The sequence below is a fragment of the Metabacillus flavus genome (genome assembly GCF_018283675.1).
GTDB classification, from domain to species: Bacteria; Bacillota; Bacilli; order Bacillales; family Bacillaceae; genus Metabacillus_B; species Metabacillus_B flavus.
Map to the genome: position 1 here is coordinate 3880639 of NZ_JAGVRK010000001.1, position 18446 is coordinate 3899084.

The 18446-nt window shown below is 43.4% G+C and carries 16 protein-coding genes; 10 read left to right on the plus strand and 6 right to left on the minus strand.

Going from position 1 to position 18446, the window contains the following annotated elements; translation table 11 throughout:
• Window positions 1-13: 13 nt before the first annotated feature.
• From J9317_RS19765 to J9317_RS19775, 3 genes are all read right to left on the minus strand, one after another.
• Window positions 14-604 carry a hypothetical protein gene (locus tag J9317_RS19765; protein ID WP_211561786.1) on the minus strand — a complete coding sequence of 197 codons (591 nt, stop codon included), beginning with the start codon at window positions 602-604 and terminating at the stop codon, window positions 14-16.
• A gap of 12 nt (window positions 605-616) precedes the next feature.
• A complete protein-coding gene (locus J9317_RS19770; protein WP_211561788.1) occupies window positions 617-1801 on the minus strand; it encodes a ParM/StbA family protein in 1185 nt (394 codons plus the stop codon).
• 596 nt (window positions 1802-2397) lie between these two features.
• A complete protein-coding gene (locus tag J9317_RS19775) occupies window positions 2398-3726 on the minus strand; it encodes a DUF2252 domain-containing protein (RefSeq protein ID WP_347880542.1) in 1329 nt (442 codons plus the stop codon).
• A gap of 202 nt (window positions 3727-3928) precedes the next feature.
• Between J9317_RS19775 and cidR the strand changes: the two genes are divergently transcribed.
• The 5 genes from cidR (at window position 3929) to J9317_RS19800 (ending at window position 6668) form a co-directional block, all read left to right on the plus strand.
• Window positions 3929-4813 carry a cidABC operon transcriptional activator CidR gene (gene cidR / locus J9317_RS19780; RefSeq protein WP_211561792.1) on the plus strand — a complete coding sequence of 295 codons (885 nt, stop codon included), beginning with the start codon at window positions 3929-3931 and terminating at the stop codon, window positions 4811-4813.
• A gap of 381 nt (window positions 4814-5194) precedes the next feature.
• Window positions 5195-5713: an acyl-CoA thioesterase gene (locus J9317_RS19785; RefSeq protein ID WP_211561794.1), complete on the plus strand. Its 519-nt coding sequence runs from the start codon at window positions 5195-5197 to the stop codon at window positions 5711-5713.
• Between the two features lie 22 nt (window positions 5714-5735).
• Complete coding sequence (locus J9317_RS19790; RefSeq protein WP_211561796.1) at window positions 5736-6104, plus strand: hypothetical protein; 369 nt, start codon at window positions 5736-5738, stop codon at window positions 6102-6104.
• A gap of 115 nt (window positions 6105-6219) precedes the next feature.
• Window positions 6220-6363: a hypothetical protein gene (locus J9317_RS19795; protein ID WP_211561798.1), complete on the plus strand. Its 144-nt coding sequence runs from the start codon at window positions 6220-6222 to the stop codon at window positions 6361-6363.
• A gap of 95 nt (window positions 6364-6458) precedes the next feature.
• Window positions 6459-6668 carry a hypothetical protein gene (locus tag J9317_RS19800; RefSeq protein WP_211561800.1) on the plus strand — a complete coding sequence of 70 codons (210 nt, stop codon included), beginning with the start codon at window positions 6459-6461 and terminating at the stop codon, window positions 6666-6668.
• Window positions 6669-6873: 205 nt separating this feature from the next.
• Here the strand turns inward: J9317_RS19800 and J9317_RS19805 are convergent, their stop codons facing one another.
• Window positions 6874-8271, minus strand: coding sequence for an amino acid permease (locus J9317_RS19805; RefSeq protein ID WP_211561802.1), 1398 nt, complete (start codon window positions 8269-8271; stop codon window positions 6874-6876).
• A gap of 393 nt (window positions 8272-8664) precedes the next feature.
• On the opposite strand from J9317_RS19805, the gene J9317_RS19810 reads away from it, so the two are divergent.
• Window positions 8665-10131, plus strand: coding sequence for an alpha-amylase (locus J9317_RS19810; protein ID WP_211561803.1), 1467 nt, complete (start codon window positions 8665-8667; stop codon window positions 10129-10131).
• 394 nt (window positions 10132-10525) lie between these two features.
• Here J9317_RS19810 and J9317_RS19815 read toward each other — a convergent pair whose 3' ends face one another.
• Window positions 10526-12247 carry an alpha-glycosidase gene (locus J9317_RS19815; RefSeq protein ID WP_211561805.1) on the minus strand — a complete coding sequence of 574 codons (1722 nt, stop codon included), beginning with the start codon at window positions 12245-12247 and terminating at the stop codon, window positions 10526-10528.
• Between the two features lie 95 nt (window positions 12248-12342).
• Between J9317_RS19815 and J9317_RS19820 the strand changes: the two genes are divergently transcribed.
• The 3 genes from J9317_RS19820 (at window position 12343) to J9317_RS19830 (ending at window position 15921) form a co-directional block, all read left to right on the plus strand.
• A complete protein-coding gene (locus J9317_RS19820) occupies window positions 12343-13023 on the plus strand; it encodes a helix-turn-helix transcriptional regulator (protein ID WP_211561807.1) in 681 nt (226 codons plus the stop codon).
• Between the two features lie 375 nt (window positions 13024-13398).
• Window positions 13399-14331: an aldo/keto reductase gene (locus J9317_RS19825; protein WP_211561809.1), complete on the plus strand. Its 933-nt coding sequence runs from the start codon at window positions 13399-13401 to the stop codon at window positions 14329-14331.
• Window positions 14332-14514: 183 nt separating this feature from the next.
• On the plus strand, window positions 14515-15921 hold the full coding sequence (locus J9317_RS19830; protein ID WP_211561811.1) for an alkaline phosphatase: 1407 nt from the start codon (window positions 14515-14517) through the stop codon (window positions 15919-15921).
• A gap of 131 nt (window positions 15922-16052) precedes the next feature.
• On the opposite strand, the gene J9317_RS19835 is transcribed toward J9317_RS19830, so the two are convergent.
• Entirely contained in the window at window positions 16053-17042 is a 990-nt protein-coding gene (locus J9317_RS19835; RefSeq protein ID WP_211561813.1) for a bile acid:sodium symporter family protein, read from the minus strand.
• Window positions 17043-17199: 157 nt separating this feature from the next.
• On the opposite strand from J9317_RS19835, the gene pepT reads away from it, so the two are divergent.
• Window positions 17200-18432, plus strand: a complete 1233-nt coding sequence (pepT, locus tag J9317_RS19840; protein ID WP_211561815.1) for a peptidase T — start codon at window positions 17200-17202, stop codon at window positions 18430-18432.
• The last annotated feature ends 14 nt before the right edge of the window (window positions 18433-18446 follow it).

The following is an 18446-nucleotide window of genomic DNA, read 5'->3' on the forward strand; positions in this document are numbered from 1 at the left end:
CATCATGGGAGCCTTATTTATTCATACTCGACAGGAAATCTCCAAGAAGATCCTCTGCGCTCTCTTCCTTTTCTTCCTCAGGTTCTTGATTTCGAATCTGGTCTTGCATTTGATCGAAGCTGAAGCTTTCCAGATCATCATCTCCGGAATCTGCATCTTCAAAGGAATATTCTTCAGCAGGAACGGCCTTAATTTCAGGCTCCTCCTGTTCCAGCGCTGCCCCTGTCTGATCCTCAAACATAATCAGTTCATCAGGATCCAGCGTATGGCTGTTCATTGAGGCAAGAAGCGCAGTCGCTCTCACCGGATTGGCAAGCAGCTGATGAATCATACTTCCGAGAAGAGCTTCTGAATGCTCATGCTTCAGCCAGTTTCTTTGTTCCTTCGTAAGCTGGCGGGGAAGGGGGATTGTAAGAGTTTGCCTTTCTTTAGAGAGGGATTCGCTCACTCCCTTCATGACAAACTCTCCAATTCTGCTGGAAAAATTGCGCTTTTCCATTTCCTTCAGCTTTGATAGCTGTTTCAGAAGGTGATCGGGAGTATCAGAGGGGACCCTGAACGTGATCGCCTGGCCCCGCTCAATACGTTTATCCGACGGTTTCATCTAGTCATCACCTTATTTGGATGAGGAAGCCGGCTGCTTTTCATCCTTTTTTTCTGGTTTAGCTGTTTTGCGGACAAAATCCGAAATCAGTTTGTAGTAAGCATTGGACATCATCCAGATGCTTTCTTTTTCATCTTCAAAAAACTCAATATTATAGCCATCAAGATTGTTATTGAGCGCTTTGAGGTAATCCTTCAATACAGATGCCCCGCCTCCTACAAAGTAGCAGATCTCCGTTTGAGAATTGCGCTGCCAAACATTGCGCAGGAAGCGATATTGTTTCTTCGCTAATTCTAAAAGAATACGGTCTGTAATATCATGTACGCTTGTACGGCTTCCTTTTACCATGATGTGGTTGCGGTCATTCTTGCGGGTGATGATTTCAACCACGTCTCTGCGGCTATCAAGCTCCACACCATGCTTCGTAAGAATTTCTTCTCTGATTGCCTCAAGAGATTCTGAAACTCCCAAGTTAAAACCTTGCGCTTTATCATCATCCACATTACGGTTGCGGATTACAGCGATATCTGTCGAAAGCCCGCCGATGTCCTGGATGAGGATCCGCTTATCAATCAAATCTTTATTAATAATGTTCAAGTCATTATCCATGACAAGATTAACGTACGCTGCAAATCCCTCCGGATAAACTTTCACTTCATCAAACTTGATATTAACTTTCAGTCCTTGATACTTCGGTGTTACCAGGAATTCTACTTGATGAACAGAACCAAGCAGCTGGGAGCGGTACCCGACATCTTTTCCTTCTTTTACTTCTCTCAAAGGAAGACCGGTTCCAAGCGTATAATTTGCATCAATTACCTGATTGTTTTTCTTAAAGCCTTTTTCCACTGTGCCGTTAACTGCATCAAGAGCTAATGAAGCAAACAGCATAACAAGCGTCTGATCCTCTTCGGATTTGCTGCTTCCAGGGTCCAGCTCCGTGGAATTATTGCTCTTCGCAGCAAGGCTTCCTACTCGATAAATTACGTTGTTTTCTTTCAGGGCAGGGGAGTGCACACGGATGTGAATGTTCTCCAGAGGGTCTTTTTCGTTTAATTCTTCAATTCCAATAACCGGACGATCTTCTAAATCTCTTGCAATCACATTTGGTATGTATAGTTCTGAGTCTAGTTTTCCGAACAATGCTTTAACTGCGTCATTCCCGACATCGACTGCTGCAATTCTAGAAAGATTCATAGTCAACTTTCCCTTCTTCATTAAAGTTCCATATACCATTCGCTTACATGGTCTACTTTAAAGGTAATACATAAAAGGCTTTCTTTCAATACAGGTTTTAACGTTTTCATTTTTGTGTACATGCATACTTTTCCGTATACAATTCTACTTATTTTGTAAACAAGTATACTTTATTGTACACATACTGTTAAATCAACATGTATACCTCTTTGTTTACATGTATACAATAAAGTACACAAAAGAAAACACTTTGTATACAAGTAAACAATAGTGTAAACATCGTGTTTTTTCCAAAAATAATGAATAAAAAAATCTTTTTATCCACTATTTATCTATGCCAATAAGAGAGAAGTGTATATTTTTGGAATGTGACAAAATATAAAATGCATCAAGATATGGAAATTCCGATTGATCGAAAACGCATCTGAATGAGAAGGGAAAATAGAAGATAAAGAGGAAGGAAAAAGAAGAGAACCCTCACAATGGGCAAAACTTGAAAGATATGAAAGAAAACTGTCGAAAATGAGGGAGAAGATTTGGCAGTAGCAGGAAAACATTAAAAGAAACGAAGGCCCTAACAGCCTTCGTTCCTACAATTAGAATGAATTTACCCATTCGCAAAAGAGGGCATAATCCGCATTCACCCGTCGCTTATACGTCATCGCTGCAAATGAAAGCTGATCCGTAAACCGGCCGGTATCAGGTCCAATCGCTTTAGCAATCTCGATTTCACTGTGGTGACAAATAAACGAATCTTCTAAATCTGCATCCGCTCTGGCGTGGATTTTTGCTGTTATTTTTCCCATCGTATCTAGCGCTTCATCCATAGCCTGAGGGCCCTCAATATGCTTAGCTTTCAGCTTCTTTTTAACAGGAGACCGTTCACGAATATAGAAATGGCGGCCATCCATCGTAACATACCCTAGAAACGGATCCTCATGATGATGCATCGCCTTTTGTGTAGCAATAACTCTTTCTCCTTGATGGAAATGTTCTTCCCAAAAATCATTCCCTGCAGGAAGGAAGAAGCCTGGGATCGGAGCACGAACCTCTTTTACTTCTAAAACCAGGTCATCCAGATCCTGCTCCCCCTTTTCCCCTTCAATCAATACATAGAAGCGGTCAAGTCCGATCGAAGCTGTACCTGATCCCTGTTTTCTTGCTATATCTTTGATGTGATAAAATGCTAAATCTTTTTGGTCTGCTTCATCAAGGGTCCGGATGTAATCCTCCCACACATTCTGAATCATTACCCGTTCTGCTTCATCTGCTGACAAAATCTCCTCAGACCACTTAAATCGTCTGATGCCATCCACATTCATTTCTGTAAAATCATCAAGCAATTTATTCATTCTTCTTTTCTTCAGCTTTTTCAGCAATTTACGAACCGGATTTTTCGTGTTATCTGCCGTAAAATAGAGGGTCACAGGGTCATCTTTGCCTTTTGCAAAGCGTTTCATCTGCTGACAGTATGCATTTAAGTAAGTTCGTATCCGCTCTTCCTGCTCCTGATCATCGTATCCCTCTGCTTGACAAAACAAGGCTATGCTGACCGACATCCGAAGCACGTCATATAGATAGGAACCCATTGTCCCTTCATCAAAATCGTTTACATCGTAGACAAAGTCACCCTTCTCATTCTGAAAGGCACCGAAATTCTCAATATGCAGATCTCCCTGAATCCAAATTGGTTTGTCTTCCGGGGTGTGAAAAGAAAAAGGGATTTTCGTTACATCAAAATAAAATAAATAAGCGCTGCCCCTGTAAAAACGAAATGGACTCTCTGCCATTTTTCGATATTTTTCGGCTCTCATTTCACGGTTAAGGCCCATTATTTCCCCGTCAAATTCATTTAAAATCGTGTCGATTGTTTGATAGCGCAGCTTTCTTCTCGTAGTATTTGCACGGTCTGCGATATTTTCCATGTTCATTTTTTCCTCACCGCTTTCCAATCATTATGAAGCGAAACTTTTAATAGCAAATTTCATTGAGCACCTGAACGAATCGAGGTTTCCAGTGCAGGACAAAATTAGTATATTCCTATTTTTTCAATCCTGCAAAAACCTTTGTGAAGAAGGAAGCAATCTTTGCTAAGATTAAAGAAGAACGGAAAAGAGGGTGAAGAACATGGATATCAAGCATCTGCAATATTTTATTGAAGTCGTTAAATTCAAAAGCTTTACACGAGCGGCCAATCACTTGTTCATCACCCAGCCAACCATCAGCAAGATGATCAAAAATCTTGAGGAGGATTTGGGAGTAACGCTATTTGAGCGTTCCCGCAAAAAACTCGTTTTGACGGATGCCGGTCAGGTCATTTATGAGCAGGCGAAGTCGATTGATCAAGCTTTCCGCAATCTTCAGCTGGAGCTTGACGATTTGCTCAACCTGAAAAAAGGAGTCATCCGGCTCGGCCTTCCACCCATTATTGACACTGGCTTTTTCCCTAAAATGATCGGATCTTTTCATGAAAAATACCCGAATATCACCTTCCACCTTGTGGAGGATGGCTCTAAAAAAATCGAAGAAGAGGTAGCAGCCGGAGGTCTCCATGCAGGGGTCGTTGTCCTGCCGGCAAATGAAGATGAATTTGAGTGTCTATCCTATATGAAAGAGGATTTCCGGGTCGTTCTGCACCCTGATCACCCGCTTGCTGCCCGGGATGAAATTGAGCTTTCAGAGCTTGCAATTGAACCCTTTATACTTTTTAATAAGGATTTTGTTCTTCATGACCGCATCCTTTCTGCATGCAATCGTGCGGGCTTCCATCCAAAGGTTGTATCGGAGAGCTCCCAGTGGGAGTTTATTGAGGAGATGGCTGCCTGCAAGCTTGGAGTTGCCTTATTTCCCGAGAGTATTTGCTGTCACCTCTCAGACAAAGTACGTTCTGTAAAAATCGTAAACCCATCAATGGGCTGGCACCTTGCAGTTATTTGGAGAAAAGACCACTATCTTCCCTATGCAGCAAGAGAATGGCTGCAATACGCCCAGAAGCAATTAAATCAGCATTAAATTTGCGGTTCCTCGACAATAAAAGAGGGCCGCTTTTTGACGTTAATATCCATACAAATCAACTTATATAAAGGCTATGTTAAAGCATGGTGTTGATTATTAACACCTGTTGATTGGTGCGGAAGGAGTGAGACTCCGCAGTGGCGAAGCCATGAGGAGGCCCACCGCCCGCCCAAGGATAAGCGAGCGACTGCTAGCTGCAATCAACAGCCAAGTTTAATAGAGCTTATATAAAAAAAGAGGATCAGATAAAAAATCGAAGCGTTTACATAGACAAACTGAATAGTCAGAATAAAAAATAACCATTTTACTTACAATTTTTCTCATACTACACTAGCCGTATAAACAACAGAGTGCTTTAGAAGGAAAGGATCTGACGACATGGAAGCAAAACGAGCGAAAGAAAGCCGCATCGTAAATACAGATCAAGTATTAACGTGCGATTTAAATAACTACAACACGTTATTCGGCGGTGTACTGATGAAAAAGCTGGATAGCTGTGCCACCTTATCAGCAAGACGGCACGCACGGGCAAAAGAGTGTGTGACCGCCTCAACAGACTCGATCGATTTTCTGTGCCCTATTCATCAAACCGATTCGGTCTGCATTGAGTCTTTTGTTTCCTATACAGGAAAAACATCAATGGAAATCTTCTGCAAGGTGATCGCCGAGGATATGATTAAAGGAGAACGCCGTATCGCAGCGACTGCGTTTCTAACCTTCGTTGCTTTGGATGAAAACAAGCGGCCCCTTGAAGTACCCGCTGTTATTCCGGAAACAGAAGAAGAGACTTTCCTTTATGAAACCGCGAATGAACGGGCTGAAATGAGAAAGCTAAGAAGAACGAAGAGCAGGGAGCTTGCCAAAAATATTACCCTTAGCAAGCCATGGGATCATTAATTTCAGAAAGGCAGGGATTCAAATGGTAGCCATCTCGAGCATAGAACAATTAAAGACACTGCAGGCAGATCTTGAAAAGATGAAAGAGGAGCACCCGGGCCTATTCACGCAGTGGATTCATCTTGTGAACTTAACTAGGCAGCTTCAATTTAAGCACCATTTTATGGGCAGCCTTCTGCTTGATGAAGAACCAGGCAGATATTTTCCGAGCAGTGCCAAAAAATCAGTCATTCTTCTTTATCAAAAAGAAGCCGAGAAGCTAAAGGATGATCCTGATTTTCCAGAATTGAAAAGAATTCTGTCTCATTATCATGATACTGGCTTTTCAAAAATAAGCCGCTTATCTTTAGGCCATCCGCCAGAATCACTTGTCGGCGTTTCAATCGCATAAGCCAGAATCCTGTGTTTTTAAGGCACAGGATTTTTTCTTTTGATTTCCTATTGATTTTCATTGTAAATCCAGATATTCTTCACCTATATGGTAATAAATTGATGGAGGAATTACAGTGGAAAGAACTTTTCGCACAGCTGCAGATTTAGTATACAGACAGCCTGAATTTATTCGATATAGCCTATTTATCTTCCTTGGAGCAGCAATCTTAATGAGCGGATATGGCCTTGGATGCTTAGCGGGAATTCTCCTTTTCTAAATTAGATGGAGAGTGATGGAATTCTTGAGCTTGAGCGTATCGCAGATCAGCTTGAGAGGGCGTACAAAGGAAGCGCCTGGCACGGGCCTTCCTTGTTGGAATCACTGGAAGATGTTGATTTTGCTAAAGCTTATGAACACCCTTTGCCTGATGCACTCTCGATTTGGGAAATTGTTCTTCATGTGGCTGCAACAAATGAAACCGTCACGAAGAGATTGCATGGAGTCCCTGCCACTATGACACCTGAGGAGGACTGGGCGTCTATTGAAACCGCCGATGCCGGCAGCTGGCAAACTGCCCCTTGACCTGCTAAGCCAGTCTCATGAGAAACTCGGCAGATGCACTTAAGACAGTGAGTGGAGATCGCTTGGATGATCCCATTATAGAGGATTTTTCACCTATCTATATTACGGTTCATGGCAAAATCCAGCATGTAATCTATCATGCTGGTCAAATCATGCTCCTTAAAAAGCAATAGAGCCCCTTCCGGTATCGGAAGGAGCTCTTTTTTTAGCTGACTTGTTTATGAGGATTCGGATGATTCCGCTTGTGGAAGCCTTTTGCGTAATAGACGGCAAGCAGGATTCCAAACCAAATTGGTCCGACAATCAATGCGATTCTTGTGTCGGCACTAAATGCCATCAGGACAATTACGAGTCCAAGGAATGCCAATGCCAGATAGTTTGCATATGGGAAAAGCGGCATTTTGTACTTCAGATTTTTTATTTGCTCCAGGTTTAAGCTTCTGCGGTAGCGCATTTGTGAAAGCAGGATGATTCCCCATGTCCAGATTGCTCCGAATGTAGAAATACTCGTAACATAGACAAAAGCTTTTTCAGGAACGAAATAATTGAGCACAACACCAATCAGCAAAGCCGCTGCAGATGTTAGGATGGCTACCCCCGGCACTCCGTTTTTCGTCACTTTTCCATAGGATTTTGGTGCTTCATCCTGCTGGGCAAGGTTGAAAAGCATCCGGCCGGTACTGAAAATTCCGCTGTTGCATGATGATAAGGCTGCCGTCAGAACAACAAAGTTAATAATTCCTGCGGCACCAGGTATTCCAAGCTTCTCAAAGGTAAGAACGAATGGACTTCCTTGCGTTCCGATTTGATCCCAAGGATAAATGGACATGATGACAAACAGGGCGCCGACGTAGAATATCAAGATACGCCAGAATACGGTATCAATCGCTTTCGCGAGTGTTTTTTCAGGATTTTTCACTTCTCCTGCCGTTACCCCGATTAATTCAATTCCAAGGAAAGCGAACATAACCATGGATAGGGAAAGAAGCACCCCTTCAATTCCATTCGGGAAGAAGCCGCCGTTGCTCCATAGGTTTGAGATTCCTGTTGCAATCCCTCCATTGCCGATTCCGAAGAAAATAATTCCGGCCCCGATAATGATCATTCCGATAATGGTTACGATTTTAATGAGGGCGAACCAAAACTCCAATTCTCCGTATGCTTTAACTGCGAGAAAGTTCACGAGTGTCATAATGATGAGAGCGAGAAGTGCCCAAATCCATGGTGCGACCTGCTCTGCAGGCACCCACATCGTCATATATTTCGCGACGGCTGTAATTTCAGCCATACAGGTTACAACCCACAAAAACCAATAATTCCAGCCTGTTAAAAAGCCAGGCAGAGGACCAAGATAATCTCTTGCATAGCGGCTGAAGGAACCGGCTACCGGTTTTTGTATCGCCATTTCGCCAAGTGCTCTCATAATGAAGAACATGATCATTCCTGCAAACGCGTAAGCAAGCAGGATTCCAGGTCCGGCTAGGTCAATCGCCGCAGCCGAGCCCAGAAACAGGCCTACTCCGATGGCAGCACCCAGTGACATGAGCGTTATATGACGCTGCTCCAGTCCGCGTTTCAGTTCATTGTTCTGCTGATTTTGCATAAATATTTCTCCCTTCCTGAGACAGACATTTCCTGGACATTTGCTCCTGTATATCCCTATACTGACAGAATGATTGAGTGAGATGCATCCAAATGGAACAAAATCTCACAAACTTACGATAAATTGTGCCATTAGTAGGGTGTTTATACAATAGCCGTCAAAACTGATACCGCTTACAATAGAAATTAGCTAAAAAATTTCTTTTTTACTAATAGTCAGATATTATCTCACTATGAAATCCTACCATGATTTATTAGTGAAAGCCAGTGTCAGTTTTTGGTCCTTTTGATCGAAATAGGACACCTGTGCATGAAAAACTTCCCAGTGGAAGGTTTACCCACCCCCCTTTATGGCTATTTATCTTTAGATGAGCTAAATACAGGAGGAATGGATATGCCGCAGAATCACACAATGATGCAATTTTTCGAATGGCATCTGAAAGCAGATGGGGAGCACTGGAAGAACCTAAGCAAAATGGCTCCTAAATTAAAAGAAATGTGCATTGATTCAGTTTGGATTCCCCCTGTTACGAAAGGACAGTCAGCTGAAGATACTGGCTATGGAATATATGATCTATATGATTTAGGAGAGTTTGATCAAAAGGGAACCGTCCGCACGAAATATGGCACGAAGGATGAGCTTCTTGCAGCCATCAAGGTTTGCCAAGACAATGGCATTCAGGTTTATGCTGACATCGTTATGAATCATAAAGCTGCAGCGGATGAGACGGAAACATTTAAAGTAGTGGAGGTCGATCCGGAAAACCGCGAAAACGTCATTTCCGAGCCATTTGATATTGAAGGCTGGACGAAATTCACCTTCCCGGGACGCGGAGACAAATATTCGGCATTCAAATGGAATTTCGGACATTTTAATGGAACAGACTACGACGCAAAAACCGGGAAATCAGGGATTTTCCGTATACTCGGCAAAAATAAAGACTGGAACGAAAATGTGGATGACGAATTTGGAAACTACGATTATCTCATGTTTGCCAATATTGATTACGACCATCCAGATGTACAGCAGGAAATGATTGAATGGGGCAAGTGGCTTGCCGATACGCTGAATTGCGATGGGTACAGATTGGATGCGATTAAGCATATCAACCATGAATTCATCAAAAACTTTGCGAAGGAAGCTTCCAGCCATCGCGGAGATAACTTCTACATGGTTGGAGAATTCTGGAACTCCGAGCTGGCCGCCTGCCAGGAATTTTTGGATCAGATTGATTATCAAATGGACCTGTTTGACGTTTCCCTCCATTACAAGCTTCATGAAGCATCTTTGGCGGGACGCGACTTTGACCTTACAACGATTTTTGACGACACGCTTGTCCAATCCCATCCGATGAATGCTGTTACCTTTGTCGATAACCATGATTCACAGCCGAACGAAGCCCTTGAATCATGGGTTGGTGATTGGTTTAAGCAGAGCGCCTATGCATTAATTCTGCTTAGAAAAGACGGGTATCCTTGTGTATTCTATGGAGATTACTTCGGCATTGGCGGAGAAGAACCGGTTGATGGCAAGCAAATCGCCATTGATCCTTTGCTTAAAGCGCGCTGCAACAAAGCATACGGCGAGCAGGATGACTATTTTGACCATCCGAATACCATTGGCTGGGTCCGCAAGGGCGTCGATGAAATTGAACGCTCCGGCTTGGCTGTTGTGATCTCCAATGGAGATGAAGGAGAGAAAAGAATGTTCGTCGGCGAACACCGGGCCGGCGAGGTTTGGGTGGATTTAACCAATACTAGAGAAGATTCGGTCGAAATTGAAGAGGACGGGTTCGGGGTATTTCCTGTAAACGGAGAAAGTGTTTCCGTTTGGGCTCTGCCGGATGAAGATACGAATTAACTTGAAACAGCCTTTCTGAAAGGAAAGGTATTCTTTAAAACCCCCGAAATGCACAGCGTTTCGGGGTTTTTTTGGCTAAGCTGATTGGGGCGGAAATCAGTAGCGGAGGGGCTGTCCAGTAAGTCCGATTTAAAGTTTCTCGCCCTTTTACTTATGTTTGTTTTGCTGATTTCCGCTCCAGGTTGCTCAGCGACCAGCGGGGCAGGCGGTGAGCCTCCTCATGGCTGCGCCACTGCGGGGTCTCACCTGTCCCGCTGCTCTCAGCACGGAGTCAAGCACCTTCCGCTCCAATCAGCCATACCAGGATTTTTTAGAAATACATGTAAAAAAACCCCTTGGATGCTCCATTAACGAAGCACTCAGGGGGCTTTTGGTTTCCATTATTTCCTCTCTTCTATTCCGCTCTAATCCATTTAAAAGACATCGGCTCCATTGTAAGAGTGTGACCTCCGGAGATTTTTTCTCCAGTGAACAGTTCTGTACCTGAAATCGGGATTGTTACTTCCGCTGCGGAATCTCCATTATTAAAGGCGGCTGCAAAACGTTCCTTCCCCCATTCCCGGATGAGCATGTAGACATTTTCTTTTGCATAAAGCGTTTTATAGCTTCCCTGAGTAAGAGCCTTGCTTGATTTACGAATGGAAATCAGCTTTTTAAAGAATTCAAGCAGGCTGTTATTCCATTCTTTTTTGTCCCAAACCATGCAATTCCTTGATTGCGGCTCTTCACCGCCACTTAAGCCGATTTCGTCTCCGTAATAAATATAAGGAACACCAATGTACGCAAATTGAAAAGCAGCAGCAAGCCTTACCGCTTCTTCCCTCTCACCGCACTCCGTCAGGAACCGTTTCGTATCGTGGCTGCCCACAAGGTTCCACATTTGTCTTGTTACAGGCTCCATATAAATCGTCCGGTTAAAGGTTAAAATATCGTCAAATTGTTCAGCCGTTATTTCCTGCTTAGCAAAAAAGTCCGCCACCGCGCCTTTAAAAGGATAATTCATGATACTGTCCATTTGATCTCCCTTTAAAAAGGCGCTGGCCTCGTGCATGATTTCCCCGATAATAACCGCATCGGGATTAGCTGCTTTGACCGTTTTCTTAAATGCCCGCCAAAATTCATGATCGACCTCATCACTGACATCCAGTCTCCACCCGTCAATACCTGCTTCCTTGATCCAGAATTCAGCTACCTTCAGCAAGTATTCACGCACTTCCGGATTTGACGTATTCAGCTTGGGCATTTCCATGATGTTGTCTGCGAATGTATAATAATTTACCTTTTCTTCGCTTACAGGATAGCTATCTGCAAAATACCAATCTTTATATTTTGATTGCTCCTGATTTTTCAGCAGATCCTGAAAAGCAAAGAAGTCATTTCCCGTGTGATTGAAAACCGCATCAAAAATAACCTTAATTCCTTTTTCATGACACTTCCTGATCAGTTCCTTGGCTGTATCCAGTGTGCCAAACTGCTGATCTATCGAGAAGTAGTCTGCTGTGTTGTATTTATGATTGGAGGAAGACGGGAAAACAGGTGTCATATAAATCACATTTACCCCCAGTTCTTCAATATAGCCGAGTTTATCCAGGATTCCCTTAAGGTCTCCGCCAAACATGGAGGAAGCGCTAATTTCCGTTCCCCATTCCTTTGTGCCAGGGGGATTAATAGACGGATTTCCATTGCAGAAACGATCGGGGAAAATCTGATAGACAATCGCTTCCTTATGCCACTCTGCCAGCTCATACACATCTGCTTCTGCTATGTACGCATACTGAAAGGCTGTCGCCTCGTTTTGTCTCAAATCGCTCTCTCTAAATCCTCTTTCATCATAAAAGACTGAAGCGCCCTTCTGATCAATCAGCTCAAAATAATAGCGATAGCGGTTCCGGTTCAGTGAAAGGCCCGTTTCATAGAAAGAGAACAGCTCCGTTTCCTCGTTCTTTTCCATCTCCTTCACATGGAAGGGAGAAGTCCAATCATACCGGTCTTTGTAATAAATTTTGCATGTTCCCAAGTCTTGGTTTGCTGCTCTAAGCCTTACAGTTAAGGTCTCGTTATTTTTTGGATACGCATATGGCACATCCGGTATATGATAGATTGCATGTTTGTTCAATGAACTCTCTCCTTATTAAACATTTTTTTCTTGCACTTCCATAGAATGGACTATAATAGAGGTAGATCGATCATGATTTCCGAGGTGTATGTGCTATGCATGAAACGTATCAATCCGATTCCTACCTGTTTACCTTTGACGCCGCGTACCTCATTGAATCAAGGGACAAGCCGAAGATGCTGGAGATTATCACAGCCAAGCACAAAGAAGAAAACGAACAATTTCATCCCCCTGCTGCAAAGAAAATCGACCTCTATATCTGGAATGCCGTCTACACAAGGGAAATCATGAAGCTTGGCGTCACAAAGCACTACCTTCACAGCCTGTACAACCGGTTTTACACATCCATTCCAAGGCAGCCCAGTCTCTTAGCCCTTCAATCGCTTGAAGTAGAAATGACCTCCGCTTACTTTGATCTGGTGATTTACGACATGGAAGTGACGGAAAGCTTTGTAACCAACAAAATACTTCCTTACCTGCACATGAACATTGAAAACCATCTTTCCATTAAAAAACTCTCCGAAGATCTTGAGATCTCGGCAGGCTATGCCTCCTCCTGCTTTAAAAAGGAGATGGGCGTCAGCATTATGAAATACGCGAAAAAGATTAAAATTGAACGGGCAAAAATTCTTCTTTCCACTACAAACAAAAGCATCTTTGAAATCAGCATGATTCTCTGCTTTCATGATCAGGGACATTTCAGCAAAACGTTTAAATCATTAACCGGCATGTCTCCAACTCAATACCGGAGAAAGCTGCCAGCATCGCAATTATAATTTTAATTATAAGAAAAATGGATATCCTAATTTGTACATTTATATGATTATATGTATATACCAACTGTTAATTTAGTTAAGGCCCTAAAACCGGGGCCTTTTTTTAATGGCTCTGTTAAAGCCTGATGTTGATTTTTAACACCTGTTGATTGGAGTGGAAGGCGCGAGACTTGAGCTTTAGAGCAGCGGGCCAGGTGAGACCCCGCAGGCGCAAAGCGGCGAGGAGGCTCACCGCCCGCCCAAGGATAAGCGAGCGCCTGCTAACTGCAATCAACAGCCAAGTTTAACAGAGCCTTTTTAATAGAATCAGATTGTTTTCATAAGACTCCAAGGCTTGTTATGATGAAAGCAGACTTACAAGAGGAGTTGAAAAAATTGACTAATAGAATCGCGCTTGGAAAATCTGACTTGCTTGTACATCCAATAGGACTCGGCACGAATGCAGTAGGCGGGCATAACCTGTATCCGAATTTGAATGAGGAAACAGGAAAAGAATTAGTTCGGACTGCACTCGATTCCGGCATGAATTTTCTAGATACCGCTTTTATCTATGGGCCGGAGCGCTCAGAGGAACTGATCGGCGAAGTATTGAAGGAACGCGGAAGCCGCGATGATATCGTGATTGCAACAAAAGGCGCACACAAATTTGTCAATGGCGAAGTGAAACTCGATAACTCCCCGGCTTTTTTAAGAGAGGCAGTTGAAGGCAGTCTAAAAAGGCTCCAAACGGATTATATCGACCTGTACTATATTCATTTTCCTGATGAACAAACGCCTAAGGACGAGGCGGTTGGGGAATTAAAGAGGCTGAAGGATGAAGGAAAAATCAAAGCAATCGGCGTTTCCAACTTTTCAATTGATCAGCTGAAGGAAGCCAACATTGACGGCTATGTAGATGTCCTTCAATCAGAATACAACCTGTTTCAGCGCGACGCAGAAAAGGATCTCCTTCCCTACACAGCTGAAAATCAAATTTCATTCATCCCTTACTTCCCGCTAGCATCCGGACTGCTCGCAGGGAAGTACTCGAAGGATACGAAGTTCGATGACATCCGTGCGGAAAATCCTTTATTCAAGGGAGAAGCGTTCGAGCGGAATTTGGAGAAGGTGGAAAAACTCCGCGAAATCGCAGATTCTCATCACGCAGACTTGGCCCACATCGTATTGGCGTGGTATTTGACCCGCGACTCGATTGACGCTCTCATACCAGGGGCAAAAAGACCGGATCAGGTACTGGACAATCTTAAAACACTGGATGTAAAGCTGACGACAGGAGAAATTGAGCGGATTGACTCGATTTTCAGATAGCAAATATACCCCCGGCTATTATTTAAGCCGGGTTCCCTTATTAAGGACCATTCCCTTTGGCCTATCTCCTTGTTTCTGCATTTACAAACAATATACGACACTTTAACATGTTCGTAATAAAGAATACACATTTTCCTCTTATCATGTAATTAGATACATATTTTAATTTAGGAGGAATAAAAAATGAAGTTTCCTGCAATTATTAAATCCAAATTTGTCCCGATCGCTGCCATCTCCGCACTTGCTCTTGGTACGCTAATTGGTGCATCTGCCATTCCTCAAGGTGTACAAGCTGAGAAGACCCCTTCCAAAGAAGAACTGGCAAAAATGATTAAAGAAAAGAATCCTGAAATAAAAAATGTTATTTTCCTGATCGGAGACGGAATGGGTGTTCCTTACACATCCGCCCATCGTTATATGAAGGACAATCCCCGCACGAAAGATATTGAGCTAACTGAATTTGATAAGCATCTTGTTGGAATGCAAACCACTCACCCGGATGATCCTGCACAGAACATTACAGATTCTGCTTCCGCGGCTACTGCCATGTCAGGCGGAGTTAAGACATACAATAACGCAATCGCTGTAGACAATGACCTTACAGAAGTGAAAACAGTCCTGGAGCAAGCAAAATCACAAGGCAAATCGACTGGTCTTGTTGCTACTTCCGAAATTACACATGCAACGCCTGCTTCATTCGGTGCACATGATGAATCCCGCAAGAATATGAACCAGATTGCTGATGACTATTACGATGAAATGGTTAAAGGCAGTCATAAAATTGACGTTATGCTGGGTGGAGGAAAATCGAACTTCGTCCGCAGCGACCGCGATTTAACCAAACTGTTTACAAAGGACGGATATAGCTACGTAACTAACCGTGATGATCTTATGAAAAACAGAAACTCTAAAGTTCTTGGTCTATTTGCGGACGGCGGAATGGATAAAATGATTGACCGAAAGAAAGAAACACCTTCACTTGAAGAGATGACGAAGGTTGCTTTAAACAAATTGAACAGCAACAAGAACGGTTTCTTCCTTATGGTTGAAGGAAGCCAAATTGACTGGGCAGGCCACGACAACGACGTCGTTGCAGCGATGAGCGAAATGGAAGATTTCGAAATGGCTTTCAAAGCAGCTATTGATTTTGCTAAAAAAGACAAGCATACATTGGTCGTTGCTACGGCTGACCACTCCACTGGCGGATTTTCAATGGGTGCCGGCGGAGAGTACAATTTCAAAGTAGAACCAATCCTTGCTGCAAAGAAAACTCCTGACTACATGGCTGCAAGAATCATGGAAGGCATGGACACAGAAAAAGTATTAAAAGACAACATTAAGCTTGATCTAACTCAAGCAGAGATTGATAGTGTCAAAGCGGCGGCAGCTAAAAAGAATCTAACTGAAATTGATAATGCAATCGAACAAATTTTTAACAAGCGCTCCTTTACTGGCTGGACAACCTCTGGCCACACTGGAGAAGAAGTACAGGTTTATGCCTTCGGACCGGGTAAAGAAAATTTCTCAGGATTGATTGACAACACAGATCAAGCGAAGAAAATGTTTAAGATTTTGAAGGAAAATAAATAATCATATGAAAAAGGGCCAGAAATTTGGCCCTTTTTTTAATAGGTTTACGACTGGTAAAGGTTTCTTCAACACGGCCTGTTTACAGACATAACCCCTCAGTTTCACTCACCGGGACCAATCCGCATCTGATTTTATCCGATTTCTTCTGTTTTGATTCCTTTTTTCTGCTGTTGTAATCCTCTGCCAGCAGGTCCGTCGCCTGCTCTTCCCGCCCAATAGCTCGCGAGCAGCGGTCCGGAAACGTTGTGCCAGAAGCTGAAAATCGCACTCGGCACGGCAGCAACTGGACTAAAATGGCTGATGGCGAGTGAAGCTCCAAGTCCCGAGTTTTGCATACCGACCTCGAACGTAATCGCTTTTTGCGCCTCGAAGCTGAGACCCAGCAGCCTCGCTGCCAGAAAACCGAGCCCAAATCCTGCCAGGTTGTGAAGCACCACGACAAGAAGCACGATCCAGCCAGATTCCACAATTAAATCCCGGCTTGCTGCTATGACCGTGGATAAAATCGCGGTGATGGCCACAACGGAAACGAGCGGCATTGCTTTGGCCGCGCCTTCAGCCTGCTTTTTAAAAAAGAACTGGACGAGTATTCCAAGGATAACCGGTATCAGGATGACGAGCATGACATCAGCAAACATTTTTCCTGCATCGACCTCAATCCAGGAGCTGGCTAGAAGATAAATAATGGCCGGTGTCAAAAGAGGGGCCAGCAAGGTTGAAACGGAGGCCACTGCCACAGCTAATGCTGTGTCTCCCTTAGCTAAAAAGGTCATTACGTTGGATGCGCTCCCGCTCGGACAGCATCCCACTAAGATGACTCCTACTGCAAGCTCAGGCGGCAGTTTAAAAATTAAAACAAGCAAGTACGCAAGCCCCGGCATGATGACGTAGTGTGCAGCGACCCCTGCTAATACACTTTTCGGTTTTCTCCCAACTTCCTGGAAATCCTTTATCGATAACGTCATTCCCATACCGAACATAACCACTCCAAGCAAAATAGATACATAGGGCTTAATCCACAAAAAGCCCTGTGGAGCTGTAAAGCTTATTACGCCGAATAAGAGAATCCAAATAATGAATGTCTTCCCTGCAAAGTCGCTGATTTTATTTAAAACATTCATATGATCCTCTCCCTTGTCAGATAATGTTCCGATTATAACGCTGACGCACAAATTTTTCAATAGATTCTGACAATTAAGAGTATTCCGTACTGTTATAGGAATCCTTCCATGAATGGTGGTAAAATAGATATATGAAATATAGAGGGGGCTTCCACACATGAAACAGGAATTGATTAATCGGTTTGTCTCATATGTAAAAGTAGAAACTCAATCCAATGAAGAAAGCGAAACTTGCCCTTCCACACCCGGCCAGCTCGTCCTTGCCCGGATGCTAACGGAGGAATTAAGAAAAATCGGTATGAAAGACGTTACGATGGATGAGAATGGGTACGTAATGGCTACATTGCCCGCTAATACGGATAAAGAGGTCCCTGTTATCGGATTCCTCGCCCATGTTGACACGGCCACTGACTTTACCGGAACCGATGTAAAACCTCAAATCCGCGAAAACTATGATGGAGAAGATATTCTATTAAATAAAGAATTGAACATTATTCTGTCTCCATCTGATTTTCCCAATTTAAAGAACTACATAGGACACACCTTGATTACAACAGACGGCACTACACTTCTAGGTGCAGATAATAAAGCCGGTGTTGCAGAAATAATGACAGCAATGGATTATTTAATTAATCATCCTGAAATCAAACACGGCAAAATCCGCGTAGCCTTCACTCCTGATGAAGAAATCGGCCGCGGACCTCATCGCTTTGATGTGGAAGCCTTTGGCGCCTCCTATGCTTATACGGTGGACGGCGGTCCCCTTGGAGAATTGGAGTATGAAAGCTTTAATGCTGCAGGCGCAAAGATTACCATTAAAGGGAAAAACGTTCATCCTGGTACAGCGAAAAACAAAATGATTCACTCTGCGAAAATTGCGATGGAATTCAACAGCTTGCTTCCGGCAGAGGAAGCACCTGAATCAACCGAAGGGTATGAAGGATTTTTTCACCTTACCTCTATGACTGGAGATGTGGAGGAAACGAAGCTTTCATACATCATCCGTGATCATGACAAAAACAAGTTTTCTGATCGAAAAGTACTCATGGAACAGACGGTTGCCGAGCTTCAGAAAAAATATGGAGAAGACCGCATTCATCTCGAAATGAACGATCAGTATTACAACATGCGCGAGAAAATCGAGCCAGTAAAAGAAATCGTTGATATTGCCTATGACGCTATGAAAAGTTTAGAAATTGAGCCCCTCGTATCCCCAATCCGCGGCGGAACGGACGGCTCCCAGCTTTCCTACATGGGACTGCCAACACCAAATATCTTCACCGGGGGCGAGAATTTCCACGGCCGCTATGAATTTGCATCTGTTGATAATATGCTGAAATCGGTTCAGGTGATTGCTAAGATTACGGAACTGTTTGAAGAACGGGCTTAAGCATAAAGATTCTC